This is a genomic window from Gordonia namibiensis NBRC 108229, from assembly GCF_000298235.1.
Classification (GTDB): domain Bacteria; phylum Actinomycetota; class Actinomycetes; order Mycobacteriales; family Mycobacteriaceae; genus Gordonia; species Gordonia namibiensis.
The window spans coordinates 88,214-113,920 of sequence record NZ_BAHE01000022.1 but is presented as its reverse complement, the minus strand read 5'-3'; the positions used below and the strand labels follow the sequence as shown (position 1 = coordinate 113,920).

Below are 25,707 nucleotides of genomic sequence, written 5' to 3'. Positions count from 1 at the left end.
TGGGGCCACGCGGCGGAGGCCGCTGTGATGGCACTTCGGGGAACAGCCTGATTGAGGCGCAGATCACACCGCAATCGGTGTCGTGGGTCACACGCCGAAGGTCGTCGACTGTGCGACGGGCGGTCGATCACATCCGACGAACGGTGAACGGTCAGGCGCCGGGAAGCCGGTCGACGCCCATCCCGACGCGTTCGGGGACGTGCATCCGCGCGAAGGTACGGGCGAGATCGCCGGGCAGCCGTCGTCGGGTCGCAAGGCTGACCAGCACCATCGTGCCGAAGGCAAGCGGCACGGTGACCGCGCCCGGATAACCGACCAGTGCGGCCGGCCAGCCGCCCAACACGTCGTCGTCGATCACCCCGGCGATCGCCAGGGAGGTGGCCGAACCCGACGACACCCCGCCGACGATCAGCCCGGCGATCGCGCCGGCGGACGTCAGGCCCCGCCACCAGATGCCGAGGACGAGCAGAGGACACAGCGTCGACGCGGCGACGGCGAACACCAGCCCGACGGTCCGGGACAGTTCCAGTGATCCCGCCGCCAGCGAGAGCGCGATGGGGATGGCCCCGCCGATGACCGCGGCGATACGGAAGTCGCGGACGCGTCCGCGGAAGACATCGGTCGCCAGCGCCCCCGCCACGGACACCAGGAGACCCGACGACGTGGCCAGGAACGCTGCGATCGCGCCGGCCGCCACCAGCGCGGCCAGGATCTGCCCGGCCAGGCCCCCGATGGCGGCGCTCGGCAGCAGGAGGACCGCGGCGTCGGATGTACCGGTGATCAGCAGCTCGGGCACGTAGAGACGCGCGAACACCCCGAGGAGGACGGGGAACAGGTAGAACAGCGACAGCAGTGCGATCGCGGCGAGCGCCGTTCGACGCGCCGTGCGGCCGTCCGGATTGGTGTAGAAGCGCACGAGGACGTGCGGCAGACCCATCACGCCGAGGAACGTCGCGAGGATCAGGGAGAGCACCCCGAACAGCGGATGGCGCCCGCCGAGACCGCCCCCGGGCGCCACCCAGTCCGACCCGTGGACCGGGGCTCCCGCCACGACCGGGGTGGCCGCGCCGGCGTCGAGGAAGATGACGGAGTCGGCGGAGATGACATGACCACCGGGGGACGGGATCGGGGCGTCGACCACCGGCGAACCGTCGAGCGTGCCGGTGACACGTACTCCCTTGGTCTCGGCGACGGTCACCGAGACGTCGGTGGTGACGTCGACGGTGGTGGCGGTCGTGACCCGCGGCGGTGCGGGTTCGCCGACACGCGCCGGATCGTTCGCGAACACCCCGATCAGCACGAGGGTGGGAATCGCGATGGCGGTCAGCTTGAGCCAGTACTGGAATGCCTGCACGAACGTGATCGACCGCATCCCGCCGCCGACCACGTTCACGATCACGATCAGCCCGACGCCGACCACGCCCGTCCAGACGGGTGCGCCGAGCAGGATGTTGAGCGTGAGTCCCGCGCCCTGGAACTGGGGGATGAGGTACAGCACGCAGACCACGACCACGACCACCATCGCGGTCTTTCGCACGACCGTCGAGGAGAGCCGGAACTCGGCGAAGTCGGGCACGGTGTAGGCGCCCGAACGACGCAGTGGTGCAGCGACGAACAGGAGTAGGCCGAGATATCCGGCGGTGAACCCGACCGGGTACCAGAGCGCGTCGGCGCCGTACTTCGCGACGAGTCCGGCGACACCGAGGAACGACGCCGCCGACAGGTACTCGCCCGACACCGCAGCGGCGTTCCATCGCGACCCGACGGCGCGTGAGGCCACCAGGAAATCCGACGTCGTGCGGGAGAACCGGCCGCCCCAGGCCCCGACCACGATGGTGGCGACGGCCGCGGTGAACAACCCCACGGCGGTCAGCACGTCGACGCCGCTCACGTCCCACCCGGATCGCCGGCGTCGTCGTCGACGAGACTCATGAAGTCACGTTCGGCGTGTTCGGCCAGCCGTACGTACAACAGCCCGGTCAGGTACAGCACCGGATAGGCGAGGAGTCCGAGGACGAGCCAGGTGATCCGGATGCCGAAGACGGTCGTCTCGGCCACGTTCGGGAGCAGCACGGCGAGCAGCGGGATCGCCACCACGACGACGAGCAGACTCCCGCCGAGACGCAACGCCAACCCGAGTTGTGCGCGCATCAGGCCGCGCACCAGCGCGTCGCCGACCTCGGTCTGTTCCTGGACCTCCACCCGGGTGCGCACCATCCGGGCGCCACGCCGAGAGGCGAGAACGACGCGCTCGCGTTGCGGATTCTCAGACATCGCCGCGACCGGCGGGGGAACGGTACTGGCGCAACGGGTCCCGGATGAGCCGGTCCTTCAGGTCGCGGACCTGACGACGGCTGACGGGCAGCTCCACCGCTTCCGACGCCCCGTTCGCGCGCACGCTGACGACGGTCCCGCCCCCGGTGGTCCGCAGGCCGGTGACCATCGGCAGGGCCACCAGATAGGACCGGTGAACCCGGGCGAATCCCTTGTCCTGCCAGCGTGACTCGAGGGTCGACAGCGGAATGCGGACCAGGTGGGCGCCGGAATCGGCATGGAGTCGGGCGTAGTCGCCGACGGCCTCGACCCACGAGATCGAATCACGCCGGACGAGCGAGGTCACCCCGCTCATCTCGACCGGGATCACCTCGTCGGAGGCGGCTCGCGGCTCACCCGGAGGCGTCGGGGTCGGACTGCCCTCGGCGGGCTTGGTACGGGCGTCGAGGCCGGCGCGGACCCGGCCGAGCGCCTGGGCGAGTCGTTCCTCGCGGAGCGGCTTCAGCAGATAATCGACGGCGCCGACCTCGAAGGCGTCGACCGCCTTGTCCTCGTGTGCGGTGACGAAGACGATCGCGGGAGGCCGCGCGTACTTGGCGAGAACGCCGGCGAGTTCGAGTCCGGACAGGCCCGGCATGTTGATGTCGAGGAAGATCGCGTCGACCCGGCGGGAGTTGAGTTCGCGAAGGGCGCCGGTCGCATCCGTCGCGGCGTACACCTCGGTGACGGCCTCCTGCCGGTCCAGGAGGTAGCGGAGTTCGTCGAGAGCAGGGGGTTCGTCGTCGACGGCGAGCACCACCAGCCCGGACATCCATCTCCTCCCGACTGCTGCGCTGACGCGCGACTCCCGCCGACCGCTGCGCTGACGCGCGACGACGGACATGAGGATCGTACCGCGTGGGCCGCGTCACAGACCGGAACCGGCCGTCTCCTTTGACAGCTGATTCACAGGCAAAAAGTCCGGTCGGGTGGGTGTGCCCGTCGGCTGTCTCGATACCCTGTCCACGACCATCCCGACGTCAGACGGACTCACCGAGGAATTCGCTGCACAGCGTCGCCTCGATGCGTTGGACGCAAGATAGGAAGAAAGTCACTGTGTTCTCCCGGTTCAAACCCAAGAACGATCTCTTCTACGGGTTGTTCACGTCCTCGGCCCAGTGCCTGGCCGAGGGGACCAAGACCCTCACCGGCCTATTGGAACCCGAACCGGACTTCGAGGAAATCGCGCGCCGGATGGTCGACCTCGAACACGACTGCGACCGCATCACCCACGAGATGTTCCGCACGGTCAACTCGAGCTTCATCACGCCGTTCGACCGCTCCGACATCTACGTCCTCGGATCGAGCCTGGACGATGTCATGGACCACATCGAGGCAGCGACCCACCTCATGGCCCTCTACGGCGTCACCGAGCTCCCGCAGCACCTGCGCGAGATGATCGAGATCCTCGACACCTCGGCGAGCGTGACCGCCGACGCGATGCCGCGGCTGGCCGGCATGAAGGATCTCGAACGGTACTGGATCGAGATCAACGCCCTCGAGAACCGCGCCGACCACACCTACCGGACCTTCCTGGCCTACCTGTTCGACGGCCACCTCGATGCGCTGAGCGTGATGAAGCTCAAGGACGTCGCCGACGAACTCGAGGATGCGGCCGATTCCTTCGAGAAGGTCGCCAACATCGTCGAGACCATCGTCCTCAAGGAGTCGTGACACACCCGTGTTCGCACTTCTCGTGGTGATCGGTCTTGCCATGGCCTTCACGTTCACCAACGGTTTCCACGACTCTGCCAACGCGATCGCGACCTCGGTGTCGACCCGCGCCCTGACGCTCCGCGCGGCGCTGGCGATGGCCGCCGTCGGCAACCTGGTCGGTTCCTTCTTCGGCGCCAAGGTGGCCAGCACGGTCGGCTCCGGCATCATCGACCTCAAAGAGGGGCCGGACGCGCTGATGCTCGTCGGGTGCGCCCTCGTCGGTGCCATCACCTGGAACCTCATCACCTGGTGGTTCGGCCTGCCGTCATCGTCATCGCACGCGCTGATCGGCGGCATGGTGGGCGCGGCCCTGGTCGCCGGGGTCACCGTGCTCTGGGCCGGCGTCGTGGAGAAGATCCTGCTGCCGATGGTGCTCTCGCCGCTCGCCGGCTTCGTGCTGGGCGCCGCGGCGATGCTGGCGATCATGTGGCTGTTCCGCAACGCCTCGCCGGCCATCACCGGACGGCGCTTCCGGCACGCACAGACCGTCTCGGCCGCGATGATGGCGTTCGGTCACGGCATGCAGGACGCGGCCAAGACGATGGGCATCGTGGTGCTCGCACTCGTCGTCGCCGGATACCAGGACGACTACTCGATCCCGCTGTGGTGCTTCCTGCTGACGGCTGTGGTCCTGGCCGTCGGTACGGCCACCGGCGGCATGCGCATCATGCGCACGCTCGGCCGCAAGATCATCGAGCTCGACCCGCCGCAGGGCTTCGCCGCCGAGGCCACCGCCGCCTCGGTGCTCTACGTCGCCTCGGCCGGCCTGGGTGCACCCATCTCGACCACCCACGTGATCTCCTCGGCGATCATGGGCGTGGGTTCGACCAAGCGCACCAGCGCCGTCCGGTGGGGCACCGCCGGCAACATGGCCGCCGCGTGGGTGACCACCTTCCCCGCGGCCGCCGCTTTCGCCGCTGCCACGTTCCTGCTCGCGAAGATGGTCTTCTAGCTCTCACGCCCGGATACCCGCCCGGAACTTCGGCACCCGCATGCCCACCTTGGTCCCGGCGCCCACCGCGGTCTCGACCACCAGCCCGTAATCGTTGCCGAACGCCGCGCGGAGGCGATGGTCGACGTTGGTGAGCCCGACGTGAGCGCCCTCGCTGTGGTCGAGGGCGTCGAGTGCGCCGCTGCGCAGGAGTTCGGGGTCCATGCCGACGCCGTCGTCCTCGACGGTGATGACGCAGTCGGTGCCCTCGTCGGCCGCGGTGATGATGATGGTGCCGCCGCCCTTCGACGCGAGTCCGTGCCGGACCGCGTTCTCCACGAGCGGTTGCAATGCGAGGAACGGTACGACGACGTTCAGGACCTCCGGCGCGACGTGCAGCTTCACGTCGAGGGAGTTGCCGAAGCGGGCCCGTTCGAGGGTGAGGTAGCGGTCGATGTTGCGCAGCTCGTCGGCCAGCACGGTGTACTCGCCGCTCGCGCGGAACGAGTAGCGCGTGAAATCGGCGAAGTCGAGGACGAGTTCGCGGGCACGGTCGGGGTCGGTGCGGACGAACGAGGCGATCGTGTTGAGGGCGTTGTAGATGAAGTGCGGACTGATCTGCGCGCGGAGCGCGAGCACCTCGGCACGGTCAAGGCGCGCGCGGGAGGCATCGAGTTCGGCCAACTCGATCTGGCTCGACACATAGCGGGCGACCTCGGCGACGGCGCCGAGCATGCCCGGCCCCGGACGGCGGGTCGTGGCGACGACGAGAACGCCGACGTTGACGTCGCTGGCGACGAGTGGCTGCGCGATGAGGGCCCGTACCGGCGACTCCGCGCCGCACGGGTCGGACACCAGGACACGTCGCTGGTCACCGGTCGCCGACGCCGCTGCCTTGGCGGCCTCGTGCAGCATGTCGGGGTCCCAGATCTCGTCGTCGTCCGGCTCGTGGGCGAGGCGCCGCGGCTCGTCGTCGAACAGGGCGACGGCCTCGGCGGAGGTCAGCGTGCGCAGGTGGGGGAGTGCCTCGGCCGCCGACTCCTCGGAGAGCCCGGTGCGTAGCGATCGCGCCGCCAGAGACGCGGTGTGCAGCGCCATGTGCACGGCGCGTTCGGTCGGTGTGGTGACCTGACGCCGCGTCCGGACCAGCGCGACGAGGCCGAGCACCATGATCAGCAGCAGGATCGACCCGACGATGGCCACTTCGCTCGACATGGTGTCACCCTAGTTGACATCGCAGGTCAGAGACGGCGCGTTCGGCCGCCGTGCATCGGTGTGGCCGGTGTCGCGAATCGTGTTGGGGCGCGCGACTATACGCGACTCCTGCGACGGGACTCGTTCAGTAGATGGCCCATTCGCCCTGCGCGTACCGCAGGATTCGCGGGTCCATCAGGGTCGACGGGGGAAGGTCGAGTGGTTGCCGGTCGAGCGGGAAAACGGTCGCCGCGGTGAGCTGTTCCGCACTCAGGAACCGCAGCGGCCCGGGGGCGTCGACGGTCGGGCTGATCGGCCCGTCGGCACCCGCGAGGTGGAAACCCCAGTCGCCGAATGCCGGGACGTCGACGTGGTAAGGGGTGGCCGGGAGCCCGGCCTCCCTCATGGTGGAGGCGATGCACCAGAACGACTTCGGCGCGAAGTACGGCGAACCTGCCTGCACGACGGCGCGGCCGTGCGCTGCGAGGTGTGCGCGCACGAGTGCGTAGAACTCGGTGGAGTACAACTTGGCGGTGGCGGAGTCGTCGGGATCGGGCATGTCGACGATGATCACGTCGAAACGGCGGTTCGTCTGCCGCAACCAGCTGAAGGCGTCGGCGGTCACCACCTCGGCCCGACTATCGGTCATCGACCCCTGGTTGAGCGAGGTCAGGCGGGAGTCGGTGCGTGCCAGCCGGATCATCTCCGGGTCGAGTTCGACGAGCGTCACGTCCTGCGCATCCGGGTAGCGGAGCACCTCACGCAGCGCCAGACCGTCGCCGCCACCGAGCACGAGCACCGAGGACCGGTCACCCGACATCGCCGGATGGACGAGTGCCTCGTGATACCGGTGCTCGTCGATCGAGGAGAACTGGAGGTCGCCGTTCAGGAAGAGGCGGATGTCCGGGCCTGCGCCGGTGGACCTCTCGGTGATCACGATGTCCTGGTAGGCGCTGCGGGCGGCGGCCACGATCGGGTCGCGGTAGAGGGCCTGCCGGGCGGTCACCTCGAACCGGGCGGACAGCATCAGGCCGGCCACGAGAGCCGCGACCACCGCCAGCGCCCCGGCGGACAGCAGGGCGAGTTGGCCGCGGCCCAACGACTTCCGGAAGATGACCAACACCAGGAAGCAACCCGCGGCCGCGTTGACGAGTCCGACCACGAGCGCCCCGCGCAGCTGACCGAACAACGGCAGCAACAGGAAAGGGAAGCAGAGACCGCCGATCAGCGCGCCGATGTAGTCGACGGCGAACATGTCCGCGACCGCCGCGCCCGGCTCCTGGCGTCGAATCCGTTGCAGCAGCACCATCAACAACGGGATCTCGGCCCCGATCAGGACGCCGAGGACGAAGGCCACCACGATGAGCGCCGGCGTGTACAGCTCCAGGTAGGCGAAGGCGGCGTAGAGGGCCATCACCGACAGTCCGCCGAGGAGGGCGAGCAGCAACTCGATGACCGCGAATGCGGCCACCGAGTGCGGTTGGAGCGGTTTCGCGGCGAGGGATCCGACACCCATCGCGAACACCATCACCGCGAGGACGATCGACGCCTGCGTCGCGGTGTTGCCGATCAGGAAGGAACCCAGCGACACCAGCGCCAACTCGTACACGAGACCGCAGGCGGCGCAGACGAACACCACGGTCAACAGGGCGGACCGCGCGAAACGTGGTCGCGCGGACAGCGGTTCGGTCGAGGTGTCGGTGAGCGTCACGGAAAGTCAGCTCTCACAGGAGCGCGTGCTCACAGGATGGAGGCGGCGATGATGACCGCGACCCCGATGTGGGCGATGCCCTGCACCCATACCGCCGGGTGGCTTTCCGGGTGGACGAGGATCTCGCCGAGCTTGCCGGGGGTCAGAGCGTCGATGACCAGGAAGGTCACGCCCATCACGATCAGGCCGATCGCGGAGTAGACCACCGTGTAGGTGAGGCCCTCGAGCAGGCGACCCTCGCTGGCGACGATTGCGGCGGTCACGATGATCGCCACCGCCAAGAGGTTGGATCCCACCAGGATTCCGGCGTTGCGGTTGCGTTCGGCCCAGAGCTGGTGACGCAACTTGCCCGGGGTCAGCAGGTCGACGATCGCGAACGACACGATCATCACGATCACCCCGACACCCGCGTAGGCACCTGCGGCGTAGGCGTTCTCGGTCATGTCAGCGAGCATGGTCATCTCCGTGGGTTCGGGCCGTGGTTTCGGTCTGGGGGATCGGTCGCGAGAACTGGGGTCCGGGCGTCACTTGCCGCCACCTCCACTGCCGCCACCGCGATTGCTGCTGCCGCTGCCGGAATAACCCGGCGTCGGAACCCAGAAGGCGCCGACGTAGTTGTGGTACCGGTTGTAACCCGACCGGTAGTCACGGCTCAGCATCACGCGGGTCTGGTTGGCGGCGTAGGGGAACAGGGCGACCATGTAGTCGCGGTACTGGAGGAACTGGGTGCCCGCGACATTGCCCGTCCCCGATGCGCCGGCGCGCTGATCGGTGGGGCGTTCGGCGTCACGGATGTCCTCGGCGACCTCGGTGGGGGTGCCCTCGGCGACGTAGGCGTCCACGTCCCCCTCGTCCAGGGCGGTATTGCGTTCGTAGTTCTGGGAGATGAAGTCGCGTGCCGACCCGCCCAGCCCGCCACGCAGGGCACGGGCGCCGCACGCGCCGAGCAGCGCGAAGATCGTGATCACCACGATGACGCCGATGATGATGTTGCGGATGCGGTTGAGCCGGCGGCGCGGGTCGGGCTGCGGTTGGCCGGGCGGGGGCGGATATGTCATGCGCGCATCGCTCCGCGGTGGATCACGCTGGTCGTGATGACCACGTCACCGGCCTGCGGATAGGTGTGCCAGGTGTGCCACGAGATCTGTTCGGCCGTCGATTCGGAGACGATCGCGGTCACCGCGTGGGGGTTGCCGGGGAACACACCCATCACGCTCGGGTTCCCCGACGCCATCTGTTCGGTGACGCGGACTCCGAGTTGTTCGACGAGCGCGGCCATCTGATCGTCGGTGGCACGCTCGATGCGGGAGCTGAAGAGATAACCGCTCTGCTGGAAGGTCTCCGGCAGCGCCGAGCTCACGTCGGGCAGGCATGCGACGGTCTCGCAGATGCGCTGGGCGCCGTCGTCGACGACGACCTGATGGCTCGCGCCCAGTAGGCGGACCGACACCGTGATGCCGTCGATCTCCCCGTCCTCCCGGGCGAGCGGCTCCTGCAGCGGGGCGTCGAGCGAGAAACCGAGCTGGTCGGCGCTCGTGTCCGCGTATGCGACGGGAAGGTGGGCGACAGTTGCGCCGGGCTGTTCTGACATGTGTCTCGCAGTCCTTCGCCGCTCAGATGTTCTGGTCGGAGGGGTTGCTGGGGAAGATGCGGTAGTCGGCGCGGGTGAGGAGTTCGCCGCGCGCACATTCCCAACCGCTGCCGTAGTCCTCGAACGACAACCGCTCGTTGCCGGCCTGATAGTCGTGGTAGGCCATCCGGCCCGACGCTGCGACGCCGGTGGTGCCCGCCGAGGTGAACCGGGCGGTGCCGGCCTCCTCGGAGTGGTAGCGGCGGCCGTCGACCTCGACCGTGCCGGGTCCGGGCTCGACGACGACGCCGGACAGTTCATGCCACAGCACGACCTCGAGGTCGGGATCGTCTTCGACCGAGATCCAGGCCTTGCTGCCGAGTCCCGTGTCGAGGAAGTTCTCTGTCCAGGTGTATCCGTCCTGGGTCAGCCGCACGGTGCCGCGGACCGCATAGGTCTCGCCGCGCAGCTCGACGAGGTCGCCGGGCTTGAGTTGGCGTGGGTCGCCGTAGACGGAGTCGTCGTCGGCAGAGGAGAACGGGTCCCCGGGCCGGTACGTGCGGTTGCGGAGGGCGTCCGCCTCGGCTTGGCGGGCCTTGCGGTTGCCCAGGTAGTTGAAGATGGCGACCACCGCGATGATCGCGAGCAGGGCCACGACGATGATCAGCAGGAACTCCACTTCGCCGACACTATCCGGATACTCCGGTGCCGTCAGCCGGGTTCGGCGAGGTGAATGACCCCGGAATCGATGACGCCGAGGTGAATGACGACGTCACCAGTCCGCGCGGGCATCGACGTCGCGCAGCAGGTCGATCACCGGTGCGAACTGCTCGAGTACCGGTTCGAGAACCGTGATGTAGCTGATCCCGGTGCGGTCCCGCAGCCTCACGAGCCGTGCGGCGATGTCCGACGCCGAGCCGATCAGGACCGACGGGAGTCCGGCGAACTCGTCGGGCTCCATCGTCAGCCCGTATTTCGCGATCAGCTCGTCGACGACCGTCCCCGGGTCGTCGGTGACCACGACGATCTGCATCAGCAGATTCCATTCGATGTCGTCTGCCCGGGCGCCGGCCGCGGCGCGGGCGAAGGCGACCCGTTCGTCGAACTCGGCCGCCGGCAACGGTTCCAGATCGCCGTCACGTCCCGTCCGCGCCGCGGTGAACCCGACGATGTCGGCCTGCTCGGTGGCCATCCGGAGCACCCGGTCGCCGTTCCCGCCGAGGAGTAGCGGCACGCGCTCCTGGACGGGGCGCGGCGTGTGGCCGGGATCGTTCAGCAGCGACGTAACCCGGGTCACCGTCTCGGCCAGGTGATCGACGCGGCGGCCCGCCGGCCGGAATTCGATTCCGGCCGACTCGAACTCCTCTTTGACGTAGCCGGTGCCCAGTCCGAGCTCGACGCGACCGTCGGAGAGCTGGTCGACGGTCGCCACATCGCGGGCGAGCAGCGCCGGGTTGGTGAACGCCGCGTTGAGGACGAACGGGCCCACGCGGAGTCGTTCGGTCGCGGCGGCCGCCGTCGCGAGTGCAGGCCAGGGGCTCGGGATGCCGAGGTGGTCCGGGACCAGCAGGACGTCGAAGCCGAGCTGTTCGACGTGCCGCGCGCGCTCTTTCCAGGACGAGCTGGTGTCCACGGCGAGCATGTTGACCCCGAACCGGAACGGCCTGTTCGCGAGAGACATGTCCACAACCTAGCCAGGGGCTCGGCGGCCGGCCAGGTGGATGCGGTGGAGTCCGGGCCGGTGCGACCTTGCACTCGCCAGGGGCGAGTGCTAAAACGGACGTTGGCACTCGCGAGCTGTGAGTGCCAGGTCGGGACGGTGAGATCGGTACCGAATGACACACCGGTCGTCCGTCGCGGGCACCGAGTTCCGGCCATACGAACCTAGTGTCACCCCCTTCGGAGGATCACTTACCCATGGCCAAGCAAATCGCGTTCGACGAAGAGGCCCGTCGCGGCCTCGAGCGGGGCCTCAACAGCCTCGCCGACGCCGTCAAGGTGACGTTGGGACCCAAGGGTCGCAACGTCGTTCTGGAGAAGAAGTGGGGCGCCCCCACGATCACCAACGATGGTGTTTCCATCGCCAAGGAGATCGAGCTGGAGGATCCCTACGAGAAGATCGGCGCCGAGCTGGTCAAGGAAGTCGCCAAGAAGACCGACGATGTCGCGGGCGACGGAACCACCACCGCCACCGTCCTGGCACAGGCTCTCGTCCGTGAGGGTCTGCGCAACGTCGCTGCCGGCGCCAACCCGCTGGGTCTGAAGCGCGGCATCGAGAAGGCCGTCGAGGCTGTCACCGAGTCGCTGCTGAAGAGCGCCAAGGAGGTCGAGACCAAGGAGCAGATCGCTGCCACCGCGGGCATCTCGGCCGGCGACCCCTCGATCGGCGAGCTCATCGCCGAGGCGATGGACAAGGTCGGCAAGGAAGGCGTCATCACGGTCGAGGAGTCCAACACCTTCGGCCTGCAGCTCGAGCTCACCGAGGGCATGCGCTTCGACAAGGGCTACATCTCGGGGTACTTCGTCACCGACGCCGACCGTCAGGAAGCCGTCCTCGACGACCCGTACATCCTGCTCGTCTCGGGCAAGGTCTCGACCATCAAGGACCTGCTGCCGCTGCTGGAGAAGGTCATCCAGGCCGGCAAGCCGCTGCTGATCATCGCCGAGGACGTCGAGGGCGAAGCCCTCTCGACCCTGGTCGTCAACAAGCTCAAGGGCACCTTCAAGTCCGTCGCCGTCAAGGCTCCGGGCTTCGGTGACCGCCGCAAGGCCATGCTGGCCGACATCGCCATCCTCACCGGTGGCGAGGTCATCAGCGAAGAGGTCGGCCTGTCCCTCGAGGGCGCCGGCATCGAGCTGCTCGGTACCGCTCGCAAGGTCGTCGTCACCAAGGACGAGACCACCATCGTCGAGGGCGCGGGCGATCCCGACGCCATCGCCGGTCGCGTGGCCCAGATCCGTGGCGAGATCGAGAACAGCGACTCCGACTACGACCGTGAGAAGCTGCAGGAGCGCCTGGCCAAGCTGGCCGGCGGTGTTGCGGTCATCAAGGCGGGCGCGGCCACCGAGGTCGAGCTCAAGGAGCGCAAGCACCGCATCGAAGATGCCGTGCGCAACGCCAAGGCTGCCGTCGAAGAGGGCATCGTCGCCGGTGGTGGCGTGGCCCTGCTCCAGTCGGAGCCGGCCATCGACGCACTCTCGCTCGAGGGTGACGAGGCCACCGGCGCCAACATCGTCCGCGTCGCTCTCTCGGCTCCGGCCAAGCAGATCGCCGTCAACGCCGGCCTCGAGCCGGGCGTCGTCGCCGACAAGGTCCTGAACTCGCCCACCGGCACCGGCCTCAACGCCGCCACCGGTGAGTACGAGGACCTGCTGGCCGCCGGCATCAACGACCCGGTGAAGGTCACCCGCTCGGCGCTGCAGAACGCAGCCTCGATCGCGGCTCTGTTCCTCACCACCGAGGCCGTCGTCGCCGACAAGCCGGAGAAGAACGCCGCACCGGCCATGCCGGGCGCCGACGAGATGGGCGGCATGGGCTTCTGATCCAGAACCTCTAGCTCCACCAGCTCTACAGCACACGAACCGGCCCACTCCCTTGCGGAGTGGGCCGGTTTCGTCTGTCCGTGTTCGAGTCGTCGGCCGGAATGGCGCGCGACAGAAGGGGGTTGAAGACCACATGGCTTCTCCCATCACCGTCGACATCTGGTCCGACATCGCCTGCCCCTGGTGCTTCATCGGGAAGCGCCGCTTCGAGGCGGGTCTCGCCGAGTTCGCCGGACGTGACGACGTCGAGGTGACCTACCGCAGCTACGAACTCGCACCGGACACGCCGGTCGACTTCGAGGGCTCGGAGATCGACTTCCTGGTCCGGCACAAGGGAATGCCCGCCGCCCAGGTCGAGGGGATGCTCGAGCAGGTCCGCGGGATCGCGGCCGACGTCGGCCTCGACTACGACTTCGACAACCTCCGGCACACCAAGACCTTCAAGGCTCACGAGGCGCTGCACTTCGCGCGCGCCCACGGCAAGCAGTCGGAGTTGGCGGAACGGCTGTTCCAGGCGTACTTCGAGCAGGGGCGGCACGTCGGCAGGCCCGCCGATCTCGCCGACCTGGCCGCGGAGGTCGGGTTGGACCGCGACGCCGTGCTCGCGGCGCTCGAATCCGGCGACCATGCCGAGGCGGTCGCCGCCGACATCGACCAGGCGCGCGCCTACGGGATCAGCAGCGTCCCGTTCTTCGTCTTCAACGGCAGATACGGCGTGTCCGGCGCGCAGCCCGCCGAGACCTTCACCCAGGTCCTGGAAAAGGTGCACGCCGACTGATCCTCGTGTGCGAACTGCCGGGTTTGGGTAGGCACCTTCGATGCAGACGTTCCTGCCCTACCCGGACTTCCGGCGGTCCGCCGAGGCCCTCGATCCCGCGCGGCTGGGCAAGCAGCGGGTGGAGACCCTGCAGATCCTGCGTGCCCTGGAGCTGTTCGACTACGGCTGGGGCAACCACCCGGCGGTCACGATGTGGCGCGGGCACACTCCCGCTCTCGTCTCCTATGGCCTGGCCTTCGTCGACGTCTGGCGTCGTGAGGGACGCGCGGACACCACCGCTGCGATGATCGCCGAGTTCGCACCGGAGGTGGTGGGCGCCTCCCAGTCGGATCTCGCCGACGCCGGTCTGATGCCGCCGTGGCTGGGCGACGACCGCCTCCATCGGAGCCATCGGTCGGCGTTGCTGCGCAAGGATCCCGACTTCTACGTCGCTGAGTTCGGCGACGTCGCCGACGACCTCCCGTATTTCTGGCCCGAACCGCCGGAAGCGGCGCCGGACCGGAATGACCGTGATCGCACGGTGTGGATCATCCGGCCGTCATCGAAGGAGCAGTTCGACGAGTTCCGTCGGCGCGACATCGTCGGCCTCGGAACCGAGTCCGGTGTCGACGTCGACGCCGCGACGGCCACTGCCGACGGGCTGCGCGCCCTGCTCAAGGAGTGCAGCCCGGGACGGCGACCGGGCAAGGACCTCCGCGTACTGGCGTCCTTCGTCGACGACCTGACTCCCGGCGACGAGGTGGCAGTCGTCGATGCCGACGACCCGACGGTGCTCCCGCTCGGGGTCGTCGAGAGCGAATACGAGTTCACCAGGCGTGGAAAGACTCTCGCTCCCCATCGACGGCGTGTTCGGTGGACCGGCACGGTGGCACGGTCGTCGGTGATCCCGCCTGCACTCCTGCAGAATCCACGAAGGATGTTCCCGGTCCAGGTGAACGCCTAGAAAGGCGACACACCGTGGGGTCGTCCGATCGGTCGAAATTTCTTCGCCGGCACGCGCAGGGAACGGTGAGACATTTCTGTGGAATCTATCTCAGCGTTGACTGACTGATTAGCAGAATCCCCGGTCACAACGATTTCGTCGGAGATGGACAATTGTCCTAATGATCACGAATTCATGATTGCCGAACGTTATTTCGCGATGACAGACCGGCGAATCGTGTCGAAAACGCGGAAGAAACCGTTGTTGTCGTTGCGGGTGAGTATCGTCGCGAAGTATTCGGATCGATACCTGAGCGTTGGGAATCTGTTGTCGGGCAGATACGACGTTTTACGACATATGAAGGGACGGAGATGTCCGTGACGCGCGGAAACCTCCAGCGGCGAACGGTTCGGGCTTTTGCCGCAGTCATCGTAGTCGTTCTCTCGCTGGCGATTTCTGCCACCGCGGTGGCAGATACCGGGGTGAAAGCGGAGCGGGCCGACCTGCTCGCCCGAGCGATGGCGGAAGGACGGGCCCTTGACCTGACCGTGCACTCACCGTCGATGAACCGTGATGTGCCGGTTCGCGTGCTCGTCGCGGCGGACACGTCGGTGCCCCGTCCGACGCTCTACCTGCTCAACGGCTCCGGTGGCGGGGAGGGTGACGCGCACTGGTTCGTACAGACCGACATCGTCAAGTTCGCGGCCGACAAGAACGTGAACATCGTGGTGCCGATGAGCGGCGGCTACAGCTATTACACGGATTGGGTGAAGGTCGATCCCAACTTCGGTATCAACAAATGGACGACGTTCCTCACCAGGGAGCTGCCTCCGGTCATCGACCAGAAGGTGAACGGTAGCGGGGCCAACGGCATTGCCGGGATCTCCATGGCAGGAACATCGGTGCTCGCTCTGGCCGAGAGTGCGCCGGATCTCTACCGCACGGTGGCTGCGTACAGCGGATGCGCCGAGACTTCCACCCGGCTCGGTCAGTTGGCCGTCCAGGCGGTGGTCGGCGAAAGGGGAGACGTCAGGAACATGTGGGGGCCGGTCGGTGGTCCGGGCTGGCGTGATCACGACCCCGTGATCAACGCTCACAAACTCCGTGGCAAGGCGATCTATGTCAGCAGCGGCACCGGCCTGCCCGGGAGGCACGATCGCTTGGCGAACGAGGCGATCGACGGCGACGTGGCCGAGTACGCCAGGATCGTCGGTGTGGGCGGCCCACTCGAGGCGGCGACCTATTACTGCACGCAGAACCTCGACAAGAGGCTCAAGCAACTGCGCATCCCTGCCACCTTCGACTACGAGCCCGGGACGCATTCCTGGCCGTATTGGCAGGACCAGCTGGCAAAGTCGTGGCCGATGCTCGAGCGGGCTCTGACCCGCTGATCGGCCGGCTGGGCTCTGATGAGGCGTGTTCATCTGCAACGATGTGTCGCGTGACTGTGACACCCGGTGCGCCGAGCCCGATCGGCAGCCTCCCGAATCTGCGTGACCTCGGCGGCTGGCGGACCGCCGACGGGCGAGTGGTGCGGTCCGGGCTGCTGTTCCGGTCGACGGACTTCTCGTCGCTCGCCGACTCCGACGTCGCCGCGCTCGAGGCGCTCGGCCTCCGCACGGTGTACGACCTCCGGTCGGTGCACGAAAGGGAGGCCATCCCGGACCCGTCCCTGCCCGATGTCACCGAGATCGGGCTCGATGTGCTGGCCGATGCGCAGATGTCGATCCCGGCCAACATCGGTGCCGTACTCGCGGATCCGGCCGTGGTCGCCCAGGCCGACAAGGTCCTGGCCGGTGGTAAGGCGCGGGAGATGATCTCGGGCACCTACCGCGAGATGATCACCCTGCCGAGCGCGACGGCCGCCTATTCGGAGTTCTATCGCGGACTTCTCGGCGACGCACCGAGCCCGATCCTCTTCCACTGCACGACCGGCAAAGACCGCACCGGCTGGGCCGCCGCCGCATTCCTCACCCTCGTCGGCGTGGGGAAGGAGGACGTCTACCGCGACTACCTGCTCACCAACGAGCGGCTCATCCCGGCGCTGAAACACATCTTCGACGGTTTCGCGGCTGCGGGCGGCGACCCGCAGCTCCTCGTCGGGGTGCTCGGTGTCGACGCGGGTTACCTCGACGCGGCCTTCGACGAGGTCCGGACCCGGTTCGGGGGCATCGAGGGGTATTTCAGCGAGGCGCTCGGCATCGGTACCCGCGAGCAGGACAAGATCCGCGAGCGTTTCCTCGTCGAGGGCTGATCGGGTCTACCGGAAGACGATGCATGTGGTCGTGCCGTGCGCGACCAGTTTCCCGTCGTCGGAGTACACCTTTCCCTCGGCCGTGGCCGTGGTGCGTCCGGCGTGGATGACGGTGCCGACGCCGGTCAGCTCACCGGCGTCGACGGCGACGGTACGGATGTAGTTCACCTTCAGTTCGAGCGTGGTGTAGCCGACGCCGGCCGGAAGCGTCGTGTGGACCGCACAGCCCATGACCGAGTCGAGCAGGGTCGCGCAGATTCCGCCGTGGACGGTGCCGAGCGGATTGGCGAAATCGGGCTGCGGGGTCACCGCGAAGGTCACCGTGCCCTCCTCGATCTGTTTGGGAACCATGCCCAGGAGTCGGCCGATGCTCGGCCTGTCGGTACCGGCCCCGCCCTCCTGCCAGGCGCGCAGCAGTTCCAGACCGGACATGGCGGTCGGATCGGTGGATTCGGTGGAAGTCGTCATGACTATGCATGGTTGCATAGAAGCCGACACTTATGAAGACCTGCATACTTGCTTGGTCGCGCGTTCGGAGCCGCGCGGCTATGTATAGTTGCATAGACCACCCGGAACGAGATGAAGGAGCAGGTCATGGCGCCGCATTCCGCCGAATCCGTCATCTCCGGATCGGATGAGCGTGGCCCCCGGGAACGGATGATCGTCCACGCCGCTGATCTGATCGGCCGCGACGGCGTCGCCGCGACCTCTATCGGCGACGTCATCTCCGCGAGTGCCGCGCCCCGCGGGTCCATCTACCACCATTTCCCCGGCGGCAAGACGCAGCTCATGACCGAGGCGGTCCAGTACGCGGGAGACTTCATCGCCGAGCGGCTCGCGCGGCGGGCCACCCTCACCCCTGCTGAGACGGTTCGCGAGATAGGCGGCGTCTGGCGGCGCATGCTGGTCAACACCGACTTTCAGTTCGGCTGCCCGGTCATCGCCGGCGGCCTGGCACGGAGGGGCGAGCCCCAGGTGGCCGACGCCGCAGCCGAGATCCTCCGTCGCTGGTCCGATCTCATCACCGCCCGGCTCGTCGTCGACGGCGTGGACAGTGAACGCGCCGATTCGCTGGCGAATCTGATCGTGGCCGCCATCGAGGGAGCGGTTGCACTGTGCCAGACGCAACGCAGCGTCGACCCGCTCGATCGTGTGATCGCCGAACTGGCCGCGCTCTGCGATGCGGCGGTCTACCGGTAGGCGCTTGTCGCCCTTACGCCGTTGGCTTGTGGCGAGCTCCGTAGTAGGTTCACGGTGGCGCCACCTCGGTGGCAGTACGCCGTGAAAACGACGCTGGGCCGAGTTCGGGAGGGGACGCGATGACGCCGGTCTTCCGGCATGTGCTGGGCTCGGACTTCGACCGCCTCCATCCCAACGTCGCCTGGCGTTACGGCATCGACTCCACCTCCGGAGTCGCCCAGATCTGCCACGGGATGTACGAGTCGGTGTACGTGTCGTCGGCGATGCCCCCGCCGGCTCTCTGGCATTACGCCAAGCGGAACGCCCTGCCGTCCAAAACCAGTCGGATGGTCCCGTTCACCCAGGCCTACTACTGCTACGTCGACGAACTCGAGCGCGAATCCCTGGCGGTGCTGCGGACCTTCCAGTACACGACCGGTCCGCGCAAGCTCAACTCCCTCCTCGTCGCGGGACACACCGGCCTCGTCGACTACTTCGGCGACGGACCCGAGTTCCTCTATCCGATCCAGCCGTCGGTGACCCCGGCCGGCGAGCTGCTCCTCGAGAGCGGGCCGATGCGGTGGCTGGGACGTGGACCGAAGGTGGGCATGAAGGGCCTCTTCACCGCGCAGATGAAGTACATCGAGGGATGGGACGAAAAGCGCGAACGCTTCCGTTGCGACATGACGGTACGGAACCCGGTCATCGGCGAGATCATGCATTTCCGTGGATGGTTCACCGCCGTGGACCAGGCGTGCACACTGCGCGACATCCCCGACGAGGCGTGGCCGGTGAATCTCGTCGACCGGGAGGGCTGACTCCCCTCCGCGTCCCTGTGGGGGCGTCCCGGGAGGGCTGACTCCCCTCCGCGTCCCTGTGGGGGCGTCCCGGGTCGCCCGACCAGCACGGATCTCGCCGGAGCGCGGTTCGGTGTGTGCCCGCGGAAGCCGGACGGTAGGTTCACCCCCATGGCAGTCTCCGCGAACATCGAATTCGACGTATCCGCCCCGGCCTCGGTGGTGATGGAAGTACTCATGGACATCGAGTCCCTCCCGGATTGGTCGGGCCCCCACAAGGAGGCCGAGATCGTCGACGAGTACGACGACGGCACTCCGAAGACGGTGCGCATGGTGGTCACCGCGGCCGGCATCTCCGACGAGCAGACCTGCACCTACGAGTGGACCGACACGACCTGCGAGTGGCACCTGCTCGAATCGAATCAGCTCAGCGAACAACACGGGAAGTACACCGTCACCGCCACCGACAAGGGCTCGCGTGTGCATTTCGACCTGGCCGTGGACCTCAAGATCAAACTCCCCGGGCTGATCGTGAAGCGGGCGCAGAAGATGGCCGTCGACACCGCCCGCAAGGGGCTCACCGCCGAGGCGGAGAAGCGCGCTGCCGGCTGATCCGAACCGCGTTAGAACCGGGCCGGCGTCATCCGAACGTGTAGACCCGCCGATCCCGCGGGTGGCCCGCGCAGGCCGCGGGTACCCTGGGATCGTCATCAGCCGAGCCGTTGCATCATGGAGGCCAAATCCCTTGAAAATGAACAAATTTGCCGTCCGGGCGTTGGTCTTCCTGGCGGGCGGCGCCGGTTGTGTCGCATTCGCCGGGTTGTCCGGTGAAGGGGTTGCGTCGGCTGTTCAGTGCACGGTGTCGAACGGGCACCAGATCGAACGGGTCGTGGGTGCGAGCGGTTGTGGCGCCAAGGCCGGACCGGGTAGCCGGGCGACCGCTGAGGACCGCAGTGGCAACGGCACCGCGATCTCCGTGTCGGACAACGGCGGCAACGCCTCGTCGTACAACCTCCAGCCGGGATCGTCGGCCCTGGCGGGAGCCAACTCGCGCGGCGTGGCGTACTCGGTGACCACCGGTCCCAAGGCGCTGTCGATCGCGCAGGCACGGCGTGGCGGTACCACCGTCGCGATCGGCGGCTGGGGAGGTCAGGCCTACGCCGGACCCGACGGCGCGGTGTGCAGCGGCGGCTTCGCGGCGGCTGTCGATTCGACCACCGGAAAAGCCTGCCTGCACTCGGGTTCCATCGATCTGCGCAACTGACCGGTCGGTTCGTCCGCCGATCTGAGACCGATCCCGCCCGACGCGGCGCGTCGTTCACCGGCGCGTCGGGCGTGGTCCACCCGGCCGTCCTATCGTGGGGATCGTGACCGACCTCCACGACGCAGACTCCCACGTCGGCCCGGACTTCAGTGTCCTGAACGGACGAGAGGCGCTCCAGCAACTCGTCGACCTGCACGACGTCACGCAGTTCACCGTGAACGACGACGATGACGACGACCCGGTCCTGCTGACGCTGCCGCATCGCAACGTGGTCGACACGTGGCGTCAGGACTATCCGTACGAAGAGCGCATGAGCCGGCGCGAGTACGAGGTCACCAAACGTCGCCTTCAGATCGAGTTGCTCAAGCTCCAGAAGTGGTCCAAGCAGACCGGGCAACGGCATCTGCTGGTCTTCGAGGGTCGCGACGCCGCCGGCAAGGGCGGCACGATCAAACGCTTCAACGAACACCTCAACCCGCGCGGAGCACGCGTGGTCGCCCTGGAGAAGCCGAGCGAGCGCGAGGCGACCGAGTGGTACTTCCAGCGCTACGTCCAGCACCTCCCGGCCGGCGGCGAGATGGTCTTCTTCGACCGCTCCTGGTACAACCGGGCCGGCGTCGAACGCGTCATGGGTTTCTGCAATCCGCAGCAGTACACGCAGTTCATGTCGCAGGTCCCGGCCTTCGAGAAGATGCTCGTCGACGACGGCATCAACCTGGTCAAGTTCTGGTTCTCGGTGACCCCGCTCGAACAGCGCACCCGGTTCGCCATCCGCCAGATCGATCCCGTCCGGCAGTGGAAGCTCTCGCCGATGGACCTCGCCTCGCTCGACAAGTGGGACTCCTACACCGAGGCCAAGGAGGCGATGTTCGCCGCCACCGACACCGACCACGCGCCGTGGACGGTGGTGAAGTCCAACGACAAGAAGCGCGCCCGCATCAACGCGATGCGACACGTGCTCAGCCTCTTCGAGTACGACGGCAAGAACCACGACTTCGTCGGCCGGCCGGACCCGCTGATCGTCGGACGTGCCGCCGACGTCGTCGGGGAGTAGCGGGCAGGAAGCAGCGGTCGGGGGCTCGGTAGCCTCGTGGGGTGCGAAGCTTTCTCAGTGCTCTGATGACGCTTGTCGCGATGGCGGCGACCGTGCTCGCGGTCCCGGCCCTGTGGCTGGACCTGCGCATCGTCGACCAGGACGGATTCGTCTCGACCGTCGCGCCGATGGCCGAGAACCAGAAGGTGAAGGACTACCTCGCCGACGAGATCGCCGCCCAGGCCACCGCTCGCACCGATCTCCCGATCGCGGGTGCGCTGGTGCGTCCCCTGGCCGCGCAGTACACCGACAGCGAGCAGTTCCGCCTCGACTTCGCCGACGTCGTCGGACAGCAGCACGCCTGGCTGTTCACCGAACCCGCACCGGGCGAGGACACGTCGGTCATGCAACTCGACATCACCGCGATGATCAACCGGGCCCTCAACCTGACCGGCACCCCGAACGCGATCTCGGGCCCGGTCGTCGTCGAATTGACCAACGGCGCTTCGGGTCTGGAGGCCGGTAGATACGCCGAGGTCGGCAACCAGATCACCGTGCTCGCCCGGATTTCGGCAGCGGTCGCGGTCATCACGGGACTCCTCGCCCTCCTGCTCGCCCACCGCCGTGGCACGGTCTTCGCCTGGCTCGGGTTTGGCGCCGTCGCGGCCGCGGTGGCGAGCTGGGCCATCGGCCTGTTCTTCGCCGACCGCGCCAAGCAGGAGGTCGCCGGCGCCGAATCCTCCGGTCGGCAGGTGGCCGAACTGATCATCGACGGGGCCTACTCCGATCTCACCCAGGTCGCGCTGATCGTCGGCGGGGTGGGCGTCGCGATGATCGTCGTGGGGTTCATCGGCCGGATGATCTTCGCGGGTCGGCGATAGACGCCGATCTCGCAACTCCTCGAACAAGAAAGAGTGCTCCCCATGTCGACGACCGGTACCGAGCGTTTCCAGCTGGGACTGTTCTCCGCCAACTGTTCCGGCGGTCTCGCCGTCACCAAGATCCCCGAGCGATGGTCGGCGTCCTGGGAGGACAACCTGCGGCTCGCGCGGATCGCCGACGAGGTCGGTATCGACTTCGTGCTGCCGATCGCCCGGTGGATCGGTTACGGCGGGGAGACGAACTTCCACGAGAGCGTGCTGGAGCCGATCCCGTGGGCCACCGCCATCCTTGCGACGACGACGCGGCTGCGGGCCTTCGCCACCGTGCACACCGCGTTCAACCATCCGGTCGTGACCGCCAAGCAGATCGCGACGATGGACCAGGTGGCCCCCGGGCGCGCCGGCCTCAACGTGGTGGCGGGCTGGAACCAGCCCGAGTACGAGGCGATGGGTTCGGAGTTGCCCACCGACCACGACGCGCGATACGAGATGGCCCAGGAGTGGTTCGACATCGTCGCCGACCTCTGGTCGCGTGAGGGACGCTGGGACCACGAGGGCAGGTTCTGGAATTTGCGTGGGCTCGAGGGGGCGCCCAAGCCGGGCGGTGGCCGGGTCCCGGTTCTCAATGCCGGTTCCAGTGCGCAGGGAAAGGCTTTCGCGGCCCGCAACGCGGACCTGGTGTTCACCATCGTCGGTAGTCCGGAAGAGGGCGCCGACGTCGTCAAGGCGATCCGCGCGGACTCCGCGGCACTCGGCCGCACCGCCGGCGTCGTCTCACCCACCCATGTGGTGTGCCGCCCGACTCGCGCGGAGGCGCAGGAATTCCTGCACTACTACGCCGAGGAGAACGCCGACTGGGAAGCCGTCGACAACCTGATGACCTTGCAGGGCATGCACGCCCAGTCGTTCACCAAGGAGATGCTCGCGACCTTCCGCAGTCGCTTCGCCGCGGGCCACGGCACCTGCCCCATGATCGGCACACCCGACGACGTCGCCGACGAGATCGCCAAGTTCGCCGCCGCCGGATTCGACGGCATCACCATGTCTTTCGTCGACTACGCAGGTGAACTGGAGTACTTCGCCGCCGAGGTGATGCCGCGACTCGAGAGCCGCGGCATCCGGGTGAACACCCCCGCTCCCTGAGCCCCGAGGGGTCAGTGCCCCGCGAACGCCTCGGCGAGCCACCAGGATCCGCCGTCGTTGGTGATCTTGGCATCGATGACGAGCGGCCCGGACGGTTCGGGGGAGTCCAGTGAGGCGACCCAGCGTCGGACCTCGTCGAGGTCGTCGAACCCGGCGACGGTCACCCCGGTCGCGCCGTGACCACGGGCGATGGCGGCGATGTCGACCTCCGGGAAGGTCACGGTCGTCATGTCGGCATCGCCGAAGTGGTGCACCTCGGCGCCGTACGCGGAGTCGTTGTAGACGATGACGACGAGCGGGAGCGCCAGGCGGACAGCGGTTTCCAGTTCGGAGATCGCCATGAGGAACCCGCCGTCGCCGGTACCGAGGACGGGTAACCGGGTGGGTTGGGCGATCGCCGCGCCGATGGCCGTGCCCAGTCCGAGGCCGACCGACTGGAAGGCCTGCGTGAAGCAGAAGCCGAACTCGTCGGGCACCGACAGATGCGTCGACGGATAACCCATGAAGTTGCCCGAATCGATCGACAAGACGCGGTCTGCGGGCAGGATCTCGTCGAGGGCGATGCTCAACGCTCGCGGGTCGATCCGTCCGTCGACGGGGTCGGCGGTGACCGGGACGTCCTGCCACCGCGCCGACCGGGCGATCCGGTCGGCCACCTCGGCGGTGCGGTATCCGTTGTGCGGCAGTGGGTTTGACGAGAGGGCAGTGAGGGCATCGGCGGCGGTGGCCGCACAGTCACCGACCACGCCGACGTCGGCCGGGCGATGCGCGCCGATCGCCTCGACCTCTACATCGACCTGGGCCACCACGGTCTGATCGCCGATGAGCCGGCCGTGCCGCATGGTCCACATGTTGAGTGCGCAACCCCAGCCGACGATGAGGTCCGCATCGCCGATGAGCTCGGCGACCGTCGGCGACGAGAAACCGCCGGAGATGCCCAGCGAGAAGGGCTTTCCTTCGAACAGTCCGTTGGCCACGGCCGACGTGGCGAGGAGTGCACCGCTCGCTTCGGCTAGCTCCGCGATCTGCCGACCCGCATCGCGGCCACCTCGCCCCGCGACGAACACCGGTCGGCGGGCCGCGCGGATGGCGTCGACGAGCGCCGCCACCGACGCGGCGTCCGGCCGGACACGCGGCGCCGCAGTCGAAGCGACGATCGGACCGGTGATCTCGGCGGGCGCCGCGGCCACGTCGATCGCGACGTTGAGGACGACGGTCCGGCGCCGGGTCACCGCGGTCCGGTAGGCCCGGGTCACATCCGCGACGACGGTGGTCGGACCGTAGACGCGGTCGCTGACCGCGCCGACGCTGGTCGCCAGCGCTTCCTGGTTGATCCGGAAGTTCGACTGCAGTGCGGAAGCCGGGGCGTCGGCGCTCAGCACGATCATCGGAGTACGACTCTTCGCCGCCTCGCCGATACCGGTGACCGCGTTGGTCAGACCGCAGCCCTGATGCACGGTGAGGACGCCGACCCGTCCCGACATGCGGGAGTAGGCGTCCGCCATGGATGCCGCGCCACCCTCGTGACGTGCTGCGGTGAACCCGACCCCGCCGGCACGCAGCGCGTTGGTCATCACGAAGTTGCCGCTTCCGACAACCCCGAAGGCATGGCCGACCCCCAGGTCGGCGAGAACACGGCCCACGACGTCGGCGACCGTGGGACCGTACGTGGTCGCTGTGTTCGTCACGCCGGTCAGCTCTCGACGATGGCGAGGACCCGCGACGGGCTGCCGGTGCCGCCGACGATCGGGAGCGGGCTGACGACGACCACGGCGCCGGTGGCGGGCAGCGAACCGAGGTTTCGCAGCGAGGTCAGGCCGTACTTGTCGTTGCCGAGGAAGTGGTAGTGGACGGGGAAGGCAGGGTCGAAACCGCCTGCGAGACCGGCGTCGACGCCGACGGTCTCGACACCGAGCCCGGTGATCTGCCGCTGCGTGGCCAGCCACTCGGCGCATTCGACCGAGACGCCGGGGGTGTGCGAACCGGTCTCGTCGGTGTTGAGGAACTCGGCCTCCGACCCGCCGCGTGACTCCCAACCGGTGCGCAGCAGCAGCCAGGCCCCCGGCAACAGTTCACCGTGCTCGGCCTCCCAGGCCTCGACGTCGGAGACCTCGAGGAGGTAGTCGGGGTTGTCGGCGACCTTCGCGGTCAGGTCGAGGACGGCTGCCGGACCGATCAGCCGCTGCACCGGGATCTGCGAGACGTCGTCACCGTCGCGACCGCTGATCCAGTGGATCGGCGCGTCGAGGTGGGTACCGATGTGCTCACCGGTGTGGATGTTGTTGTGCCGCCAGTACGGTCCGGGTTCGTTGTAGGCGCTGACCTCTTCGAGGCTGAAGTCGATCAGATTCGCGAACGGGGCCGGCAACCGCAGGGCCGGGGTCGAGCTGGACAGCGGGGTGGTCAGGTCGATCACCCGGAGGGATCCGTCGGCGAGGCCGGTGAGGAAACCGGACAGAGCGGTGGCGGTCATGGCGG

Annotated in this window: 27 protein-coding genes; 14 read left to right on the top strand and 13 right to left on the bottom strand. The window is 67.9% G+C overall.

Annotated elements, in window-relative coordinates:
* Positions 1 to 151: 151 nt before the first annotated feature.
* Genes GONAM_RS13480 through GONAM_RS13470 form a run of 3 tightly spaced genes read right to left on the bottom strand, consistent with a single transcriptional unit; the run spans position 152 to position 3,085 of the window.
* The gene (locus GONAM_RS13480) at positions 152 to 1,891 is read right to left on the bottom strand and encodes a sodium/solute symporter (RefSeq protein WP_006867307.1); all 1,740 of its coding nucleotides are present in this window, start codon (positions 1,889 to 1,891) and stop codon (positions 152 to 154) included.
* Entirely contained in the window at positions 1,888 to 2,274 is a 387-nt protein-coding gene (locus GONAM_RS13475; RefSeq protein WP_006867306.1) for a hypothetical protein, read from the bottom strand. The genes GONAM_RS13480 and GONAM_RS13475 overlap by 4 nt, the downstream gene beginning before the upstream one ends.
* Positions 2,267 to 3,085: a LytR/AlgR family response regulator transcription factor gene (locus tag GONAM_RS13470; RefSeq protein WP_006867305.1), complete on the bottom strand. Its 819-nt coding sequence runs from the start codon at positions 3,083 to 3,085 to the stop codon at positions 2,267 to 2,269. The genes GONAM_RS13475 and GONAM_RS13470 overlap by 8 nt, the downstream gene beginning before the upstream one ends.
* Before the next feature lie 284 nt (positions 3,086 to 3,369).
* On the opposite strand from GONAM_RS13470, the gene GONAM_RS13465 reads away from it, so the two are divergent.
* Together GONAM_RS13465 and GONAM_RS13460 are read left to right on the top strand one after the other, a co-directional pair.
* Positions 3,370 to 3,987 (top strand): DUF47 domain-containing protein, encoded by a 618-nt coding sequence (locus GONAM_RS13465; protein ID WP_006867304.1) that lies wholly within the window; start codon positions 3,370 to 3,372, stop codon positions 3,985 to 3,987.
* 7 nt (positions 3,988 to 3,994) lie between these two features.
* Positions 3,995 to 4,981 carry an inorganic phosphate transporter gene (locus GONAM_RS13460; RefSeq protein WP_006867303.1) on the top strand — a complete coding sequence of 329 codons (987 nt, stop codon included), beginning with the start codon at positions 3,995 to 3,997 and terminating at the stop codon, positions 4,979 to 4,981.
* Between the two features lie 3 nt (positions 4,982 to 4,984).
* Here the strand turns inward: GONAM_RS13460 and GONAM_RS13455 are convergent, their stop codons facing one another.
* From GONAM_RS13455 to GONAM_RS13425, 7 genes are all read right to left on the bottom strand, one after another.
* On the bottom strand, positions 4,985 to 6,175 hold the full coding sequence (locus GONAM_RS13455; RefSeq protein ID WP_006867302.1) for a sensor histidine kinase: 1,191 nt from the start codon (positions 6,173 to 6,175) through the stop codon (positions 4,985 to 4,987).
* A gap of 124 nt (positions 6,176 to 6,299) precedes the next feature.
* The gene (locus GONAM_RS13450; protein WP_006867301.1) at positions 6,300 to 7,865 is read right to left on the bottom strand and encodes a polyamine aminopropyltransferase; all 1,566 of its coding nucleotides are present in this window, start codon (positions 7,863 to 7,865) and stop codon (positions 6,300 to 6,302) included.
* Between the two features lie 29 nt (positions 7,866 to 7,894).
* Positions 7,895 to 8,320, bottom strand: coding sequence for a DUF350 domain-containing protein (locus tag GONAM_RS13445; RefSeq protein ID WP_006867300.1), 426 nt, complete (start codon positions 8,318 to 8,320; stop codon positions 7,895 to 7,897).
* Between the two features lie 69 nt (positions 8,321 to 8,389).
* Positions 8,390 to 8,923, bottom strand: a complete 534-nt coding sequence (locus tag GONAM_RS13440; RefSeq protein ID WP_006867299.1) for a DUF4247 domain-containing protein — start codon at positions 8,921 to 8,923, stop codon at positions 8,390 to 8,392.
* Positions 8,920 to 9,456 carry a DUF2617 family protein gene (locus tag GONAM_RS13435; protein ID WP_006867298.1) on the bottom strand — a complete coding sequence of 179 codons (537 nt, stop codon included), beginning with the start codon at positions 9,454 to 9,456 and terminating at the stop codon, positions 8,920 to 8,922. The genes GONAM_RS13440 and GONAM_RS13435 overlap by 4 nt, the downstream gene beginning before the upstream one ends.
* A 22-nt stretch (positions 9,457 to 9,478) precedes the next feature.
* Positions 9,479 to 10,114, bottom strand: coding sequence for a DUF4178 domain-containing protein (locus GONAM_RS13430; protein ID WP_006867297.1), 636 nt, complete (start codon positions 10,112 to 10,114; stop codon positions 9,479 to 9,481).
* Positions 10,115 to 10,207: 93 nt separating this feature from the next.
* Positions 10,208 to 11,116: a TIGR03621 family F420-dependent LLM class oxidoreductase gene (locus GONAM_RS13425; protein ID WP_006867296.1), complete on the bottom strand. Its 909-nt coding sequence runs from the start codon at positions 11,114 to 11,116 to the stop codon at positions 10,208 to 10,210.
* Positions 11,117 to 11,352: 236 nt separating this feature from the next.
* On the opposite strand from GONAM_RS13425, the gene groL reads away from it, so the two are divergent.
* From groL to GONAM_RS13400, 5 genes are all read left to right on the top strand, one after another.
* On the top strand, positions 11,353 to 12,978 hold the full coding sequence (gene groL, locus GONAM_RS13420; protein ID WP_006867295.1) for a chaperonin GroEL: 1,626 nt from the start codon (positions 11,353 to 11,355) through the stop codon (positions 12,976 to 12,978).
* Positions 12,979 to 13,111: 133 nt separating this feature from the next.
* Positions 13,112 to 13,756, top strand: coding sequence for a DsbA family oxidoreductase (locus GONAM_RS13415; RefSeq protein ID WP_006867294.1), 645 nt, complete (start codon positions 13,112 to 13,114; stop codon positions 13,754 to 13,756).
* Positions 13,757 to 13,796: 40 nt separating this feature from the next.
* Positions 13,797 to 14,699: an MSMEG_6728 family protein gene (locus tag GONAM_RS13410; RefSeq protein WP_006867293.1), complete on the top strand. Its 903-nt coding sequence runs from the start codon at positions 13,797 to 13,799 to the stop codon at positions 14,697 to 14,699.
* A 350-nt stretch (positions 14,700 to 15,049) separates the two neighbouring features.
* On the top strand, positions 15,050 to 16,069 hold the full coding sequence (locus GONAM_RS13405) for an alpha/beta hydrolase (RefSeq protein ID WP_006867292.1): 1,020 nt from the start codon (positions 15,050 to 15,052) through the stop codon (positions 16,067 to 16,069).
* A gap of 50 nt (positions 16,070 to 16,119) precedes the next feature.
* Complete coding sequence (locus tag GONAM_RS13400; protein ID WP_006867291.1) at positions 16,120 to 16,932, top strand: tyrosine-protein phosphatase; 813 nt, start codon at positions 16,120 to 16,122, stop codon at positions 16,930 to 16,932.
* A gap of 6 nt (positions 16,933 to 16,938) precedes the next feature.
* Here GONAM_RS13400 and GONAM_RS13395 read toward each other — a convergent pair whose 3' ends face one another.
* The gene (locus tag GONAM_RS13395) at positions 16,939 to 17,418 is read right to left on the bottom strand and encodes a PaaI family thioesterase (RefSeq protein WP_006867290.1); all 480 of its coding nucleotides are present in this window, start codon (positions 17,416 to 17,418) and stop codon (positions 16,939 to 16,941) included.
* Positions 17,419 to 17,526: 108 nt separating this feature from the next.
* On the opposite strand from GONAM_RS13395, the gene GONAM_RS13390 reads away from it, so the two are divergent.
* The 7 genes from GONAM_RS13390 (at position 17,527) to GONAM_RS13360 (ending at position 23,229) form a co-directional block, all read left to right on the top strand.
* Complete coding sequence (locus GONAM_RS13390; protein ID WP_006867289.1) at positions 17,527 to 18,132, top strand: TetR/AcrR family transcriptional regulator; 606 nt, start codon at positions 17,527 to 17,529, stop codon at positions 18,130 to 18,132.
* Positions 18,133 to 18,251: 119 nt separating this feature from the next.
* On the top strand, positions 18,252 to 18,929 hold the full coding sequence (locus tag GONAM_RS13385) for a DUF4166 domain-containing protein (RefSeq protein ID WP_006867288.1): 678 nt from the start codon (positions 18,252 to 18,254) through the stop codon (positions 18,927 to 18,929).
* 150 nt (positions 18,930 to 19,079) lie between these two features.
* A complete protein-coding gene (locus GONAM_RS13380) occupies positions 19,080 to 19,520 on the top strand; it encodes an SRPBCC family protein (RefSeq protein ID WP_006867287.1) in 441 nt (146 codons plus the stop codon).
* 133 nt (positions 19,521 to 19,653) lie between these two features.
* A complete protein-coding gene (locus tag GONAM_RS13375) occupies positions 19,654 to 20,172 on the top strand; it encodes a DUF6764 family protein (protein WP_006867286.1) in 519 nt (172 codons plus the stop codon).
* Positions 20,173 to 20,275: 103 nt separating this feature from the next.
* Entirely contained in the window at positions 20,276 to 21,226 is a 951-nt protein-coding gene (gene ppk2 / locus GONAM_RS13370) for a polyphosphate kinase 2 (protein ID WP_040536449.1), read from the top strand.
* Between the two features lie 65 nt (positions 21,227 to 21,291).
* Positions 21,292 to 22,086, top strand: a complete 795-nt coding sequence (locus GONAM_RS13365; protein ID WP_051992567.1) for a hypothetical protein — start codon at positions 21,292 to 21,294, stop codon at positions 22,084 to 22,086.
* A 42-nt stretch (positions 22,087 to 22,128) separates the two neighbouring features.
* On the top strand, positions 22,129 to 23,229 hold the full coding sequence (locus GONAM_RS13360) for an LLM class flavin-dependent oxidoreductase (protein ID WP_006867283.1): 1,101 nt from the start codon (positions 22,129 to 22,131) through the stop codon (positions 23,227 to 23,229).
* An 11-nt stretch (positions 23,230 to 23,240) separates the two neighbouring features.
* On the opposite strand, the gene GONAM_RS13355 is transcribed toward GONAM_RS13360, so the two are convergent.
* Positions 23,241 to 24,917: a thiamine pyrophosphate-binding protein gene (locus GONAM_RS13355; RefSeq protein WP_040536411.1), complete on the bottom strand. Its 1,677-nt coding sequence runs from the start codon at positions 24,915 to 24,917 to the stop codon at positions 23,241 to 23,243.
* Positions 24,918 to 24,922: 5 nt separating this feature from the next.
* A complete protein-coding gene (locus tag GONAM_RS13350; protein ID WP_006867281.1) occupies positions 24,923 to 25,702 on the bottom strand; it encodes a cyclase family protein in 780 nt (259 codons plus the stop codon).
* Between the last annotated feature and the right edge of the window lie 5 nt (positions 25,703 to 25,707).